The organism is Pigmentibacter sp. JX0631 (assembly GCF_029873255.1).
Taxonomy (GTDB): Bacteria; Bdellovibrionota_B; Oligoflexia; order Silvanigrellales; family Silvanigrellaceae; genus Silvanigrella.
This window is the reverse complement of record NZ_CP123622.1, coordinates 2,087,931-2,102,464: the sequence shown is the minus strand read 5'-3', so window position 1 is coordinate 2,102,464 and position 14,534 is coordinate 2,087,931. Positions and strand designations below refer to the sequence as shown.

Genomic DNA, 14,534 nt, shown 5'->3' with positions numbered 1-14,534 from the left:
TAGCCTCTTGCTAATGAACAGAAAAGCTATCGTCATGTAGGTTTTTTTTTCCACATCAAATAATTGACATGCTTTAATTAATTGTTAATAGTGTTAAGAATTATCCCATTAAGATTTTTATGATAGAAATAGATGTTTACTTGTTTAATTAAAAAATCTAATTTTCCTGCATTAACATGAAATTCAGTTGGTCTTAATCTACTAAATTTAACTTTTTCCCCGTCGTTACAATTTATTGGAATATTATTACTGTTTAAAATAAGCTTTTCTGGAATTTTGAAAATAATAGTTTCTTTTTTTAAATTTGTCCCTATTATTACAGCGCATACGCTCCCTGAAAGAGGTGATTTATTCTGATTTATATTTGATAAATTAAAATAAATCTTAGTTTGATTTTGCTCTTGAAGTATTTTAGAGTTTTCTAATTTTACCATTGTGTCTTTTAATACATTTATTTCATTACTGATATTATTTTTTTCTACTTCAAGATTTCCCTTTTTATTAGAAGAAGCTTTGCTTGTTTCTACATTTTCGGTAACCATTGTTTTGTTTGGATCAGATTGATCAATATCAGTTATTTTTAATTTTTCAGAATCATCTTTAATGTTGTTATTAAATACCATATTTTCTTTATTTTCATTATTTTTTTCTTTCTCAATATAAAATTCTATAACTTCTTTTTTTACAGATGTTATATATTTTTCAAAACTAATATTTTTTTTGTAAATATTAATTGAAATGAAAATAGAAAATATTGCAAGAATAATTATGACTAAAAATAAAGAAAGAAAAATTTTAAGTAAAATATAATTGAATTTAAAGTGATATGTTTTTTCTGAATCAATAAAAAAAATTAAATTAAATTTCCTCGAATTCCCTTTTTTATTCGCACTACTTGTATTCATTATTTTGCCTTATTAATGCACTCAACAGTTCTGGATTCTGCTCTTCTTCATACCATTTCTCAGAAATTATTTTAAACACATTATTTTCTTTCTTTAAATAAAGAAATTTTCTACCAAAATCAACTTTTTCAGAAGACTTGTAACGTTGCAAAAACGAGACAAAAAGCTGATCTCCATAAGCAACAATTTTGGGATCACTTATTTCAATGCTTATTTTTCCTTTTCGACTTGCAGAAATAATCTTTTTATATTCTAGCCATTGTTTCTTATTTTTTCCTAAAGTATGAAATGTATCAGAATAAAAAGATAAGTATGAATTTAAATCTGAATTTTCCCATGCCTTTTTCCAAGCATCGAGTAAAGAATGAATTTGATTTTTTGCCTCTAACAAACTTTGGTTTGAATTTAAGTAAAACATTTCATTGGTAATTATTACCGGAGTTTCAAAGATAGTAATATATTTTTCCAAATCTTTCCAATCTTGATTTCTGAGTGCAACACAACCGTCAGTATCAAAAGGTTTTAAAACTCTAGTGTCGTCTTCAACGCCATGTATCCAAATCCCATATCCCGTTTTACTAGATCTTTGATCAAAAATATTTGGATAATCCAATGTTAAAGCTCCTGGACCATACTTAGGAGGTAATTTTCCACCTGTAATTTTTCCAGTAATAAAATATACTCCTTCTGGAGTTTTTTTATCGCCTACATATTTTTTATCACCTTGTTTTTTTCCTGTAATAGCCTGATAGCTTTTTATAATATCATAACCACCATTAAAATTTGAACGATAAACTGTTAATTTATGTAGTAATTTTTCAACAATAAGGGCATAATCTGATGCTTTCCAGCCTAAACTGATCAATGCAGCTGGTATTTTTGTTTGATTACTAGACAAAGGTTCAGATAATTGATTTCCAGAGAGTTTATCTGGTATATCATTTTCTGCTACTATTTGAATGTCCTTCTGATCATCGACAGTATTATTTTCCCAATTTTTGTCTGTTTTCACTTGTGAAAAAACAAAAGGATTGTAAATTGATAGACAAATCCAACAAAAATGGAGGAATAGCTTACTTATACTTTGAAAGGATAAGCAATGCGTTTTCATATTTGAACTCCATCTAGAAAAACTCATGCAAAACTTCTAAATTATTGTTTAAAGTTTAATGTGGATGTGGTTATTAATCTAGATCGTCAAAGACTCGTCACAAAAATGAGTTTTCCTGAATATCTGAAATTATTCATAAGGGACAAATATTCATGAGTTTCATACAGGAACAAATATTAAAGACTATTGTTTTTGAAATTAATGAAGTAGTAAAAAAAAGCAAAAAAAATCAAGCTAGTAAGAAAAACTCTTCTTTGAAAGACTTTATTAGCGAAAATTTTTGTAAAAATAAGGACAAAAAACCAAATCTATCTGAATGTGAAGGATATATCTTAAATTTTCCAACCCCCAATTCAGCACCTTATCAAGAAGTATGCAATTGTGTCAGGTTTGAACAAATTCTTTTAAAACAAAATGCTTTTCATCTTTTAGCTGAAAAGCTTGAACCTATTTGGCCCTTAAAGAAAGGAATGGTGGGCAGTAAATTGATTGCTTGGCAAAATTGCTCATCCACTTTAGAAATCAATCAAAAAGTAATAGCTTTTATGATAAAATGTCTTTCTTCTTTATTTTACTTAGAAAAAAACTCTACAATAATTAAATATCCTTTTGCTTTTCTATTTGAAAACAGTTTTGCAACACTATTATTTTGGAGTGATGTTAGAAAATATTATATGAAAAATATTGAACAAGTTTATCATGAAAACAAGAAAAAACAATTTGATTTTTTTCATAATGTTTTACCCAAGAACAAATTAATTGTATTGAGTCTTGAAGATACTTTTTTTCGTTTACGATCAGGTAGTAATATGGAATTACATGCTTTCGAGCAATTTATCAATGATTTAATATTAGCAAATAATGCACTTGTAGTATTTTCAAAACAACATCTTATTTCAATTAAAAAAAGCGACTTCTACAATATTTCTAATTATTCAATAACATTTAAGAAAAGTCTAGATGAAAACAAGATATCTTTACAAGAGGCTATGGAACCAAGTTTCAATATTGCTAAAGATGAACGTTTTATTGAAGCCAATAAAATTGGCGCTTTTGACCGACTTATAGAATTATTAACATTAGGACAAAATAAGTTAGATAATATCGAAAGGATTTTCTCAGAGTGGAAGACAAAATCAGAGAACTAAGTTCTGACTACTACAAAAGAAAACAACATTTATTAAAAAAAAGACTTTCAATATTTCTGGTATTAATTTTTTCTGTTACTTTTTTAATTTTTCTAAGTGTTTCTGAAGGTATAGCTTTAAAAATTTTACTTTCAAAAAATTTTACTTTCTTTGAAATTTCTTCTATTCTGATATTAATAAGTATTTTTTTAATTGCATATAATATTTTTTTATCAAGAATATATTTACATATATGTTATCACTTTGAAAAGCCAAAAACACCATCAAACATTATTATGACCTTATTTATATGTGCATATTTACTTTTATCATATACTACTTCTGGAGTAAAAGACATATTGGCGCTAGGTTTTAGCAAGCTTTGTATAATTTCTTTATACTATCATTTTTGGCGTTCGCAAATTATTGAAAATAGATTAAAAAAACATTTATCAATTCTTCCTGCAAATTTTCTTCTATCTTGGCGTGCTTTTTTTATCTGCAAGTGGGTTCTTATTGCATGCTGGCTTTTAAGCAGTTTAGGTTTTGCGATTGCACTTGTGTCTTTCCACCCAATTATTAAGTTAGAGGGGTGGGAAGGAGTTATTATAATGATAACTTTTTATTTTTTATTTAAATTATTTGTTCGTAATCCCAACGCTCATTTTCAAGATTAGGTTTTTCTCATGTTAATCGATTTTCATGTTCATTTAGCAGGCAATGGTTGTTGCCAATCAGGAATAATTCTCGGAAAAAAATTTGAAAGACGTCCAACATTTTTTCTGTTAAAAAAAATGCAAAAAATCACAAAGGAACAACTATTAACAGATATAGATTTACTTTGGATCAATAGAATAGCTAAATTTATTGAAAGCTCCAGCCATGTTTCCAAAGCTGTTACTTTATGTTTAGATTCAATTTACACAGAAAATGGAGAAGAACTGAAAGAATATATTCAAATGTATATTCCTAATTCTTGGGGAAAAGAAGTTAAAACAAAATTTCCACATACTTTAGAATTCGGAGCATCGGTTCATCCATACAGAAAAGATTCTTTACAAGAACTCGAATATTGCTACAAGGAAAAAGCTTTTTTAATAAAATGGCTGCCTTCAATGATGGGAATAGATCCTGAAAATCCTTTATGTTTACCTTTTTATGAAGCTCTCCGAACCTTTAAAATTCCTTTACTATCACACACAGATACTGAGCATACGTTTGGTCTACCTGTCAAAGAATGGAATCACTATAATCATATCTCAAAACTAAAAAAAGCCCTAGAAATGGGGGTAACAGTGATCGCCGCCCACGCTGGGACACCAACTCAACTCTCTGCCGCAGAAGAATTAGTTAATAAATACGAAAATTTCTACTTGGATACTTCAGGCTTATTTAATCCCACCAGAGCAAGGAGTGCATTAAAACTTTTTGCCAGAGCTCAAAATTCCCTTTTGCGAGAACGTCTACTGTTCGCAACAGACTGGCCAGTCCCAACCATACCGCATTTGATCATTGATAAACTTGGAATACAAGCTTTTAGAAAATTACAACAGATTACGAACCCTTTTGAAAAAGATCTTAAAATTAAGGAATACTTAGGGTTCAATGCCAACGACTTTAAAAAAAACCAAGATTCTTTGTTGACATTACTGGATAGGTCGCATAGTGAAATAAACCTAACTTGATATTTTCTTTGGGTGCTTAGCTCAGTTGGTTAGAGCGTCGCCCTTACAAGGCGAGGGTCTGGGGTTCGAGTCCCTAAGCACCCACCATAACAAAGAAAAACAAGTTTCAGCGACAAAAGTTGCTGGGTGCTTAGCTCAGTTGGTTAGAGCGTCGCCCTTACAAGGCGAGGGTCTGGGGTTCGAGTCCCTAAGCACCCACCATATTATCCCACTATAAAATCAATTCCCTTAAAATTAAAAATGACACATTTTCCACTCTGTATAAAAATATTTCTTTCTACAAGTTATTCCACTTTAATTGCGTTATTATAGATAACTTCGTACATATCAGAGCAGGTTTGGATATTCTTAGCCAAGAACAGTCGAAACTTATCCTTAGAGAAAAGTATCCGATATAAAAATACAAGAAATTAAAGGATTTTTATGACAACCGAACAACTCCTAAAAATAAATGGCGGACAAAAACTTGTTGGCGGTAAAGTTTCTATTGCTGGTAGCAGCAATCAAGTAACAAAGTGCATAATTGCCGCACTATTAACTAATGAACATATCCTTATTAAAAATGCACCTGCAGTAAATGAAAGAAAAATTGCTGAAGAATTATTTGCGCATTTAGGTGGTGAAGTTGAATACGTCGATGAGCACGCCGTACGACTTTGTGCATATGGAGTTACAAAAAATTCAATTTCTAGAGAAATTTGCCAGAAAAACCGAATTTCTATTCTTGCAGTTGGCCCTCTATTACATCGCTTTGGTAGTGCTTATATTTATGGAACACTTGGTGGTGATAAAATTGGAAAAAGACCTGTTGATTTTCATATCAAAGGCTTGCAAGAAATGGGTGCTCAAGTTGAACTTGATGGTGATCTTTATCATTTAACAGTTGATGAAAATGGACTACAAGGAGCACATATAGCATTGCCCTTTCCAAGCGTGATGACAACAGAAAATTTAATCATTGCAGCTACCCTAGCAAAAGGCAGAACAATAATTGAAAATGCTGCAATTGAACCTGAAATTATTGAACTCGTCAAAATGCTGCAAAAAATGGGTGCTGATATTACAATTAATGCAAACAGAACTTACGTTATTCAAGGAGTTTCTCGTTTAAAAGGCTGTGAATTGAGAATCATGCCGGATAGAAATCAAGCAGTAAGCTTTGCCTGCGCCGCTTTAGCTACTGGTGGAAATGTTTTACTCGAAAAAATTCCGCACGATCCTTTGTATAGTTTTTTAAATTATATTCAACGTATGGGTGCAGAGTTTAGAGTAAATTCAGAAGGTATATTCGTCGCAAGTCCTAAAGGAAAAAGATTAAAACAAAGCCATATTGAGGTTGAAGTACATCCTGGTTTTATGACAGATTGGCAGCAGCCTTTTATGGTTTTATTTACTCAAGCTGATGGCATTAGCATTTTACATGAAACCATTTTTGAAGACAGATTAAGCTATACTCGTTACCTTAATAGCATGGGAGCAAACATCAATTTATTTTCTACCTGTCTTGGAGAAGCTCCCTGTCGTTTTAAAAATAAAAACCATGTTCACTCTGCCATAATTCACGGACCTACACCTTTAACCGGTGGAAATTTTCGCATGCCAACAGACATTAGAGCAGGAATGTGTCTAGTAATTGCAGGATTGGTTGCCTCAGGAACAACCTTATTATCCAACATTCAAGAATTACAAAGAAAATATGATAATATAGTTCAAAAATTAAATCAAATGGGTGCTGATGTGTCTATTGTAAATGGACAACTCACAAAGTAAATTAAATAGCTAAAAGTTAAATCCATAAAATTGGGTCATTCTATTTTTTCTCTGAATTTCGTTTTATTATTTTTATTCCTTTTTTTTCTTTATTGTTTGATTCTTCTCCATTATTTTGGAGCAACTCTTTTGCTGCTGAAGAAGAATTAACAGAAGCCTGAGAAGCAGCATTAGTTTCTTGTTTTATTTTTTGATAAATTTCTTCTCTATGAACAACCGTTGATCTATCTGCCTCTATTCCAAGACGAACCTGTTTTCCTTTAATGGCCATAACTATAATTTTTATATTATCGCCTATAGCAATAACGTCGCCGACTTTACGCGTTAAAACCAACACGATACAGACCCTCCATGGCCAGACCAAACTCTAACCGCCAGAATTGATTGAATTTATGAACTCATTATAGCTAATTCCTACCTTATGGTATATCAGATGAAAAGAAAGATGCTAGACTTTTGTCACTCTGTAATTTTAACCTACATTGAGCGTTAACTTCATAAACCTGAAAAACAGGAAAGACTTACAAATCAAAATATCTGTGATAGTAATATTTAGATAAAAAGCCTGAATAATGTTTTTAGGCACTATCTATGCTCAAATTACTAGGGGTTTAACGGTGATTCGATTATTACGAAATATTGCTTTTGATAATGATGCTTCTAAATCAATAATAAGTCCAAAAAGAAGTACTGAAAACAATTTGTTTGAAGAAACTTCCTACAAAGCTATAAAAACTGCGCAAAGAAGAAAGTGGACGCTTATAGGCCTTATCATAGCTTTACTTCTTATTGGAGTTAGTTTGTTAATATATAATCAAATGACAACTTCCAAAAACCTAAAATTAGCTAATGAATATGCAAATATTGAAGAAATTTTTAATAAAGAAAATTCAGAAAATCAAAAAATTATAGAACAATTTAAAGGAAATCTTCCCAAAGACTTTTCTCCTAATTTTGAAAAAAGTATGCCACTCTACGCTGAATTTGCCAAAAAATATGCTAAAGAACCCATTGGTTGGCAAGCAGGAATTAGATCTGCAACTTACTACATTTCAAAAAATCTAAATAACAAAGCTAAAGAAATTTTAGAACCTATCGTAATTTATTCAGCAAAATATCCTCTGATACAAGTAAAAGTTCGCACGACTCTTGCTGGTATTTATTTAACTGAAAAGCAAGAACAAAAGGCTCTTTCCGAAATTTCAATAGTAGAAGCAATTGTCCAAAATCCAGAACCAAATCAAGCTCGTTTACTGAAAGCCCAAATAAGTTATTCCATGGGTGATAAAGAACAAGCTATTAGAATTTTAAATCAAATTATATCTTCTAATTCTGAACAAAATAAACAAAGCCAAAATTCTGAAATACAACAGCAAGCAAAAGTTTGGTTGAATTTTCTTGAATCAAATTAATTTAAAAAACCAGGATATACTTTAAATGAATTGTTTTAAATCATTTTTTTTTACTGCTACTTTTTCTTGTGTATTAAAGGCATATTCATTACCAGAAGTAAAATTAATTACTTCAAAGCCTGAAATATTAGAAGTTACAGGCGCCTATTCACCAGGAATTCCTGGTTTTGAATCAACTAGACCTACCGTAGTTTTACCACCACAAAAAACTTTTTCTCAGTTTGGGGGATTAACTGCAGACAATAGCTTTACTATTGATGAACAAAAAAAATTAAAAGAAGAAAAAAATAAATCTGTTCTTATTAAAAATTCAGTTAATTTATTTACTCCTAGACCCATTTGTGGTGCATCTTCTCATCAAAATACTCTAAATTGTTTTGATTTAAACAAAAATGGACTGTTCCTGCAAAGTTACCCAATCCCAGGAGCTGTTTCTTCTACTCCAGTCTTTTTTGATAATTATTGGTTAATAGGAACAACGAAAGGTTATTTATTAAAAACCCAAGCAAATCCTGATAATAAATATTTACCTCAACTAGGCAAAGAAAACTCTAGTTTATGGGGTAACTTTTCCAGAAAATATATGAATCTCTTTCGACTCAAAACAATATACAAAGACTCAGATAACACTCAAATTAAAACAGACTCACAAAATATTATACAGCTTGCACTCGATGGTACTCCTGGTTTAAAATGGGTCTATACAAACTCAGCAAAATTTATTGGCACTCCTATAGTAACAAATAATAGTGTTTTTGTTCTTTCTGATAGCGGATATATTCAATCATTTGATTGGAATACTGGTAAACTATCTTGGGCTGTAAGATTAGCTCCTGATTTAAATTTAAAATTGACTTCAAATTCTTTAAAAATGTATAATAATCAACTCATAGTAGGTAATGATTTAGGGATGATATTATTTTTAAATCCGACTAATGGACACATACTATGGTCATGGCAATTACCAGAGGCCTCTGACAGCCAAAGAGAAGCAAATCAATTACCTGCTGGGTCGGATAAATTTTCAGGTATTATTGCCGCTCCATTATTACTCGATAATGGAATTGTAGTTTCAAATGCCGAAAGCATGACTCAATTTATTTCTACAGGCATAAAATCATCTGTCTGGAGTTATCCTGCAGGTAGCGTTGCAGAAGCAAAGCTTTGGCAAAGTAACATTATTATTGGTTCTTCAAATGGTTATGTTATAAGTTTAAATAAAACAGATGGTAGCTTAAATTGGAAAACTAAAATTGCAATTAATATGTCCCCTATTATGAGTTTATTTATTACAAAATCAAATTTAATCTTAGCTGCTTTAAGTAACGGCGAAATATTTATGATAAATCCTCAAAATGGTAAAATAATGGCCCAAACTCAATCTATAGGGGAAGTAAATGGTGAATTTTTTCCAGGATATGATTCTTCTGAAGCCTGCATCAGTTTTTCCCAAAATGGTTTCAGATGTTTTAATGCTAAAGCTAAATAATAAGAATAATAATTTATGAAAAAAAATTTAAAGCCAAAGTTTTCTGTTAATGTAATGCTAGATAAGAAAAGATATTCTATTTTAAAAAAGAAAAAAGATTTAATTTTTGAAGTAACAAATTCTTCCTTCCTAGTTAATTATGATAAAACTGATTTAAAAAAAAGAATCAATTATGTTCTTTCATTGATATGTGATTTTTCAACTGAAGTTAGTATTCGTTTCTGCGATAGTGAGGAAATGCTCTCATCGAATTCTTATTATCGAGGAAAAAAATACCCTACTGATGTACTTAGTTTCCCAGCAACAGAAAATTTGCCTATACATTCAAACTTTCAATATTTAGGTGATATTTTAATTTGTTTACCAATTTGTTATAATCAAGCATTAAAAGCAAAACAAACGTTTGCTGCAGAACTTGAGAAAATGATTATTCATGGAATATTACATTTAAAAGGTTTTGATCACGAAAGAAACAAAAATGCTTGGATTGTTATGACTCAGCTAGAAAAAAATATTCAAGCTGTACTTACAAAAGAAATGGGTAAGCCTGCTTGGTGTAAGGCAACAATTCAAAGCAAATAAAGGATCAATGAATGGAAAGCCTGTTTGCTGGAATCTTTCTTGTTATTTTGATTTTATGTGTTTCCGCTTTCTTCTCTCTCACAGAAACTGCTGCGACTAGTATTTCAAACCTTAAAGCAAAACACTTGTATGAATCTGGAAAAAAATCCGCACAAGTTTTAAATCTTTGGCTAAATAAACCCTCAAGAGTTCTTGCTTCGTTGCTCATTGGAAACAATTTAGCTAATATTTTCGCCTCAATTTTAGTGGACGATTTAATTCGGACGCATTTTGGGAATACTCAAATACTTTTAGTTACGGGTATGATGACTGTTATTATTGTACTTTTTGCTGAAATTATTCCAAAAACATTTGCTAAAACCCATGCCGTAAGAATAATTGTTCCCGTCCTTAATGTATATAAGTTTTTTTATTACATTCTTTTGCCGTTTACAATTATGATGACTACTTTAAGTGAATATATAACATCTTTTAATTCCAAAAAAAATAATAAAAGTAACGACCCACAAATTACCGAAGAGGAACTCGAATTTCTTATTAATGTTGGTGAGAAAGAGGGTGTTATTCCAGAACAAAAACATGATATGTTGTCTGGAATTTTTGAACTTGGAGATACTGTTGTTAGAGAAATAATGGTTCATAGAATAGATTTAACAGCTGTTCCCCAATCTATGAAAATAGCTGATGCCGTTGAAAAATTTAAAGAAACAGGATTATCACGCATTCCTGTCTATGATGAAAAAATAGATAATATTACTGGAACTATTCACGCAAAAGATGCTCTATTTTTTTTAAAAAAACATCAAGGTGAAGGTTTCAGCACAGACGCTAGTGTCGCGGAAATTAGAAGAGAGGTTATGTTTATTCCAGAAACAAAACCCGTTGATCATTTATTTCAAGAAATGAAAAAACATAAGCAACATATGGCCATAGTTTTGGATGAATACGGTGGAACAAGCGGAATAGTAACAATGGAAGATATTTTTGAAGAAATAGTGGGTGAAGTACGTGATGAATTTGATAACGAAGAAGATGCTATCCGCCCTACCCAAGTTGCAAATCAATTTTTAGTTGAATGTAAAATTCATATTGATGATTTTTGTGATTTTTTTGATATAAAAGTAGAAGATTTTACTAAAGGTATTGAAACAAATGAATTCGACACACTTGCTGGCCTTATTCTCCACTACTTTGGGCAAATTCCAAAATCCGGAGATAAATTAACGTTGAATAATGTGGTAATGGAAATTGTAGAAGTCAGCAAAAGAAGGGTTAGAAGAGTTGTAGTCCGTTTAGCAAGAAATGAAGATTCCAATTAAATCCATAAAATTATATGTAAACACAATTTATAGATATTGATATTTAAAATTAAAAATTTTTACTTTATTGACAAAAAATAATAAAATAACTAGTTTTCTTCTTTGTTACTTAATAATGGGAGATTTATGAAAAAATTTATTACTGTTTCTTTATTTTCAATATTTTCAATGCTGGCATTTTCTTGTGGAAAAAAAGAAAATGAAAATACAAAGAATAATACACAAACAATTGAGCTGCAAAATTATCAAGAAAATAAAAATAAATTTACTTTTCTGAGCGAAAATTTCAAAACTTCATTTGGAAAAATTGGCAATGATTCTTGGAATAAAAAGCTAAAGTATACTTGTTATTTAGAATTAGGGAAGTTTTCAGTTACAAAACCTATGAAACCAAATATATATTTGTCAATGAAATTAAGTGGAGACTATTTAATTTCTGATGACATTCTTGAAACAAATCCTAAATTTTTTGAAGTGTATATAACCGAAGATAATCAAGAAACATTTTTTGATTCTTTTGAGCTAAACATAAAGGAACTTGAAACCAATTTTAATGTAAAACGTTCTAACGGGCATGTAGTTGTTGAATTGAAAAATTCTAATTTTGTCCTGCAAAAACTTTCTTTAAACAGAACATATCATAAGGATGATAAAAGAAATACATCTCCTCTTAATAGTGGTTACTATAAAGTATGTTTAATGCCACCAGCTTTTAGTTCTTTTAAATTATTAGATCAATCCAATCTTGAAATTAGAAAAGCAGTTTTGACTTTAGATGAATAATTTACTACATCGTCTTTACTTTATCTAAAGTCTTCAAATTCACGAATTATTTTTCCAAGTTTTTTTTCCTTACTTAATTTTTTCATCCCCAAATTAAAAGATTTTAATTTTTCTTTATAATCAACAGCTTTTTTAGAAAAAATAATATATAATTTATGGACTTTTATTGGAGGATTTAGCATCGTAAAATCAGCAGGAGATATATTTAATTTATAATTTTTCCTTAATAAGTACTTAAAAACAAAATTATCGATAAAAATCAGATCAACTTTTTTATTAATTAAATTGCTCATATTCATTTCATCAGTTGTAACATCAATCTTTTTTAAATCATTCCTTTTATCAAATTTTTCTTCGTTAAAATATCCTCGCACGATTCCAAAAGAAAGATTATTTAATTTATCATAAGTTTTATTTAAATCATCTTTATCATATATATAATTTATTTCTTTGTTATTTTTTTTATTCCCAATAAATCCTACGTGACTTTCAAAAAATGGTTCTGAAAATTCAAAAATATTTCCAATACTTTCATCATAATATTTTGGCATACAGCCATCTATGCCATCACTTGCCTTTTCTGATTCTGCCATAGCTCTAGCCCAAGGCATAAATACTAATTCTAATTGATATCCTTCGAATTTTAATGCTTGGCGGATTATTTCAGCTACGGGGCCATTTTTTTCTAATTCAGGACCGATATAGGGTTCCCAAGCTAAAGTAGCAAGTTTTATTTTTTTCTCTGCACCTTCAATATTCATACAGAAAATAAGAGATATTATAAAAATAAAAATTCTTTTCATTTCAACCCTAAAAATAATAATAAAAAAACTATGTATATGAAGAAATTAATAACACTTCTGATAAACTCATACCTAACTTCTTAACTATTTCACTTGCTTCAGTACCTTGCTGAAGAAGTTTTTTTGCTTCTAAATATTTTTCATTTTGCAGTTCTTTTAAAATATCTTCAGTTGGTACTGAAGAATCAAACAGTTTTAATATTTTCTGCGCTTTTTTTATTGAAACTAGTAACGTTTGATTTAAAATATCTGCATCTCGAATAGTTTTTTCTAAAGCCATAGTTTTCATGTTTAAATTAGAAATATTTTCTTCTAAAAGCTGTTCCGAATGTCTATCTACTTCAATAAGTACACTATTTATTTTTTTAGTAACTTCTTCCCATTCAGCATGAGCTTCAGAACCTATTAACATCAACTTATTTAAAGTTTCTCCAGCTAATTTCTTTGCTTGATTGACTTCTTCGGTTAAGACTGCTTGAATTTCTATTAATTTTGCTCTTTCAGCATCAAGAATTGCAAATTCTTTATCTCTTTTAATTTTTCCGCTTTTTAACCATTTAATGCACAAGAAAAAAAAGAAAACCTGGCTCAAAAATAAGACAAAACCAACACACAATAAAAGAGCTACATAGTTCATCTTCCAGCACCACTTAAATTTAAATACTCATTTAATATTGTTTCATCAACTCCATCAATTGTTAAATTTTCACACAATATTTGGTATTTTGTTCCACGTTTAAGAATCTCTTCTGCACTTAATACTCTTGCCAAAACTTGAAAAAAAGTTGGTGCTTCTGTGTGACGATATTCAACAATTTTAGATTTTCTTGACCAGTAGTCAGGTATTTCAACCCAAATTCTAAGTAAACAGCCTTGTTTAAACTCTGATAGTGATTGAAAAATAATTCCCTTACTCGATATTCCTATACTTTCAGACGAAAGCATTTTATTTGCAGTATTAGATATTTTATATTCACAAAACTTTATCGGAATTTTTTTTGTAACTAGTTTGAGATCAAAAGGAGTTGGTATTGGAACTGAAGTCGCTCCAGCTTGACTGAGCTCTTCAATATCCTCGATGGTAAGATTTTTATGCATAAGAATATTAACCTTTTAGTGAAAGGTAAAAAATTACTTCTTAGCAAAAATTTTATCAATTTTTTCTTTCATAGTAGCGGCATTAAATGGCTTAACTATATAATTACTGACACCACTTTTAACTGCTTCAACAATATTGTCTTTGTCAGCTTCGGCTGTAACCATTAAAAATGGAAGATTTTTGATTCTCTCATCTTTATGTGCTCTAACTGATTTTAACAACTCAATTCCAGTCATATTGGGCATATTCCAATCGCTAACTATAAATTCTATAGCAGGATTGATTGCTAAAGTGTTCAAAGCCAATTGACCATCTTCTGCCTCAACAATATTCTGATAACCAAGCTGTTTTAATACACTTTTAACTATTTTACGCATTGTAGGAAAGTCATCTACAACAAGTATAAGTGAATCCTTATTTATAGGTTTATAATTTGGCATTTAACTATA

General features: G+C 30.0%; 16 protein-coding genes and 2 tRNA genes. 11 read left to right on the top strand and 7 right to left on the bottom strand.

Going from position 1 to position 14,534, the window contains the following annotated elements:
• Positions 1-77 precede the first annotated feature (77 nt).
• Together QEJ31_RS09205 and QEJ31_RS09200 are read right to left on the bottom strand one after the other, a co-directional pair.
• Positions 78-905, bottom strand: coding sequence for a hypothetical protein (locus tag QEJ31_RS09205; protein ID WP_280589528.1), 828 nt, complete (start codon positions 903-905; stop codon positions 78-80).
• Positions 892-2,016: a L,D-transpeptidase family protein gene (locus QEJ31_RS09200; protein ID WP_280589527.1), complete on the bottom strand. Its 1,125-nt coding sequence runs from the start codon at positions 2,014-2,016 to the stop codon at positions 892-894. Before QEJ31_RS09200 ends, QEJ31_RS09205 begins: the two co-directional genes overlap by 14 nt.
• Positions 2,017-2,168: 152 nt before the next feature.
• Between QEJ31_RS09200 and QEJ31_RS09195 the strand changes: the two genes are divergently transcribed.
• The 6 genes from QEJ31_RS09195 to murA all read left to right on the top strand — a co-directional run bounded on the left by QEJ31_RS09195 (position 2,169) and on the right by murA (position 6,598).
• Positions 2,169-3,164 (top strand): hypothetical protein, encoded by a 996-nt coding sequence (locus QEJ31_RS09195; RefSeq protein WP_280589525.1) that lies wholly within the window; start codon positions 2,169-2,171, stop codon positions 3,162-3,164.
• On the top strand, positions 3,140-3,820 hold the full coding sequence (locus tag QEJ31_RS09190; protein ID WP_280589524.1) for a hypothetical protein: 681 nt from the start codon (positions 3,140-3,142) through the stop codon (positions 3,818-3,820). Before QEJ31_RS09195 ends, QEJ31_RS09190 begins: the two co-directional genes overlap by 25 nt.
• Positions 3,821-3,829: 9 nt before the next feature.
• On the top strand, positions 3,830-4,828 hold the full coding sequence (locus QEJ31_RS09185) for an amidohydrolase family protein (protein WP_280589523.1): 999 nt from the start codon (positions 3,830-3,832) through the stop codon (positions 4,826-4,828).
• Between the two features lie 10 nt (positions 4,829-4,838).
• Positions 4,839-4,915 (top strand) — tRNA-Val (locus QEJ31_RS09180).
• 37 nt (positions 4,916-4,952) lie between these two features.
• Positions 4,953-5,029, top strand: a tRNA-Val gene (locus QEJ31_RS09175).
• 222 nt (positions 5,030-5,251) lie between these two features.
• Positions 5,252-6,598: a UDP-N-acetylglucosamine 1-carboxyvinyltransferase gene (murA, locus tag QEJ31_RS09170; RefSeq protein WP_280589522.1), complete on the top strand. Its 1,347-nt coding sequence runs from the start codon at positions 5,252-5,254 to the stop codon at positions 6,596-6,598.
• Between the two features lie 40 nt (positions 6,599-6,638).
• Here murA and csrA read toward each other — a convergent pair whose 3' ends face one another.
• Positions 6,639-6,935, bottom strand: a complete 297-nt coding sequence (csrA, locus tag QEJ31_RS09165; RefSeq protein WP_280589521.1) for a carbon storage regulator CsrA — start codon at positions 6,933-6,935, stop codon at positions 6,639-6,641.
• 280 nt (positions 6,936-7,215) lie between these two features.
• Between csrA and QEJ31_RS09160 the strand changes: the two genes are divergently transcribed.
• The 5 genes from QEJ31_RS09160 to QEJ31_RS09140 all read left to right on the top strand — a co-directional run bounded on the left by QEJ31_RS09160 (position 7,216) and on the right by QEJ31_RS09140 (position 12,183).
• Positions 7,216-8,010: a tetratricopeptide repeat protein gene (locus QEJ31_RS09160; protein WP_280589519.1), complete on the top strand. Its 795-nt coding sequence runs from the start codon at positions 7,216-7,218 to the stop codon at positions 8,008-8,010.
• Positions 8,011-8,035: 25 nt separating this feature from the next.
• The gene (locus tag QEJ31_RS09155) at positions 8,036-9,499 is read left to right on the top strand and encodes a PQQ-binding-like beta-propeller repeat protein (protein WP_280589517.1); all 1,464 of its coding nucleotides are present in this window, start codon (positions 8,036-8,038) and stop codon (positions 9,497-9,499) included.
• A gap of 15 nt (positions 9,500-9,514) precedes the next feature.
• Positions 9,515-10,081, top strand: a complete 567-nt coding sequence (gene ybeY, locus QEJ31_RS09150) for an rRNA maturation RNase YbeY (RefSeq protein ID WP_280589516.1) — start codon at positions 9,515-9,517, stop codon at positions 10,079-10,081.
• Positions 10,082-10,092: 11 nt separating this feature from the next.
• Entirely contained in the window at positions 10,093-11,400 is a 1,308-nt protein-coding gene (locus QEJ31_RS09145; protein ID WP_280589515.1) for a hemolysin family protein, read from the top strand.
• Between the two features lie 126 nt (positions 11,401-11,526).
• Positions 11,527-12,183 (top strand): hypothetical protein, encoded by a 657-nt coding sequence (locus QEJ31_RS09140; protein WP_280589514.1) that lies wholly within the window; start codon positions 11,527-11,529, stop codon positions 12,181-12,183.
• A gap of 20 nt (positions 12,184-12,203) precedes the next feature.
• Here QEJ31_RS09140 and QEJ31_RS09135 read toward each other — a convergent pair whose 3' ends face one another.
• From QEJ31_RS09135 to QEJ31_RS09120, 4 genes are read right to left on the bottom strand one after another with little or no spacing between them, the layout of a single operon-like run.
• The gene (locus tag QEJ31_RS09135) at positions 12,204-12,986 is read right to left on the bottom strand and encodes a transporter substrate-binding domain-containing protein (protein ID WP_280589513.1); all 783 of its coding nucleotides are present in this window, start codon (positions 12,984-12,986) and stop codon (positions 12,204-12,206) included.
• 28 nt (positions 12,987-13,014) lie between these two features.
• Complete coding sequence (locus tag QEJ31_RS09130; protein WP_280589511.1) at positions 13,015-13,623, bottom strand: hypothetical protein; 609 nt, start codon at positions 13,621-13,623, stop codon at positions 13,015-13,017.
• The gene (locus QEJ31_RS09125; RefSeq protein ID WP_280589510.1) at positions 13,620-14,084 is read right to left on the bottom strand and encodes a hypothetical protein; all 465 of its coding nucleotides are present in this window, start codon (positions 14,082-14,084) and stop codon (positions 13,620-13,622) included. Before QEJ31_RS09125 ends, QEJ31_RS09130 begins: the two co-directional genes overlap by 4 nt.
• Positions 14,085-14,117: 33 nt before the next feature.
• Positions 14,118-14,525, bottom strand: a complete 408-nt coding sequence (locus tag QEJ31_RS09120) for a response regulator (protein WP_280589508.1) — start codon at positions 14,523-14,525, stop codon at positions 14,118-14,120.
• Between the last annotated feature and the right edge of the window lie 9 nt (positions 14,526-14,534).

Bases quoted from the DNA above. Each gene is read 5' to 3' on its own strand.
- QEJ31_RS09205 (WP_280589528.1), bottom strand. From the start codon at position 905: ATGAATACAAGTAGTGCGAATAAAAAAGGGAATTCGAGGAAATTTAAT.
- QEJ31_RS09200 (WP_280589527.1), bottom strand. From the start codon at position 2,016: ATGAAAACGCATTGCTTATCCTTTCAAAGTATAAGTAAGCTATTCCTC.
- QEJ31_RS09195 (WP_280589525.1), top strand. From the start codon at position 2,169: ATGAGTTTCATACAGGAACAAATATTAAAGACTATTGTTTTTGAAATT.
- QEJ31_RS09185 (WP_280589523.1), top strand. From the start codon at position 3,830: ATGTTAATCGATTTTCATGTTCATTTAGCAGGCAATGGTTGTTGCCAA.
- murA (WP_280589522.1), top strand. From the start codon at position 5,252: ATGACAACCGAACAACTCCTAAAAATAAATGGCGGACAAAAACTTGTT.
- QEJ31_RS09155 (WP_280589517.1), top strand. From the start codon at position 8,036: ATGAATTGTTTTAAATCATTTTTTTTTACTGCTACTTTTTCTTGTGTA.
- ybeY (WP_280589516.1), top strand. From the start codon at position 9,515: ATGAAAAAAAATTTAAAGCCAAAGTTTTCTGTTAATGTAATGCTAGAT.
- QEJ31_RS09145 (WP_280589515.1), top strand. From the start codon at position 10,093: ATGGAAAGCCTGTTTGCTGGAATCTTTCTTGTTATTTTGATTTTATGT.
- QEJ31_RS09140 (WP_280589514.1), top strand. From the start codon at position 11,527: ATGAAAAAATTTATTACTGTTTCTTTATTTTCAATATTTTCAATGCTG.
- QEJ31_RS09135 (WP_280589513.1), bottom strand. From the start codon at position 12,986: ATGAAAAGAATTTTTATTTTTATAATATCTCTTATTTTCTGTATGAAT.
- QEJ31_RS09130 (WP_280589511.1), bottom strand. From the start codon at position 13,623: ATGAACTATGTAGCTCTTTTATTGTGTGTTGGTTTTGTCTTATTTTTG.
- QEJ31_RS09125 (WP_280589510.1), bottom strand. From the start codon at position 14,084: ATGCATAAAAATCTTACCATCGAGGATATTGAAGAGCTCAGTCAAGCT.
- QEJ31_RS09120 (WP_280589508.1), bottom strand. From the start codon at position 14,525: ATGCCAAATTATAAACCTATAAATAAGGATTCACTTATACTTGTTGTA.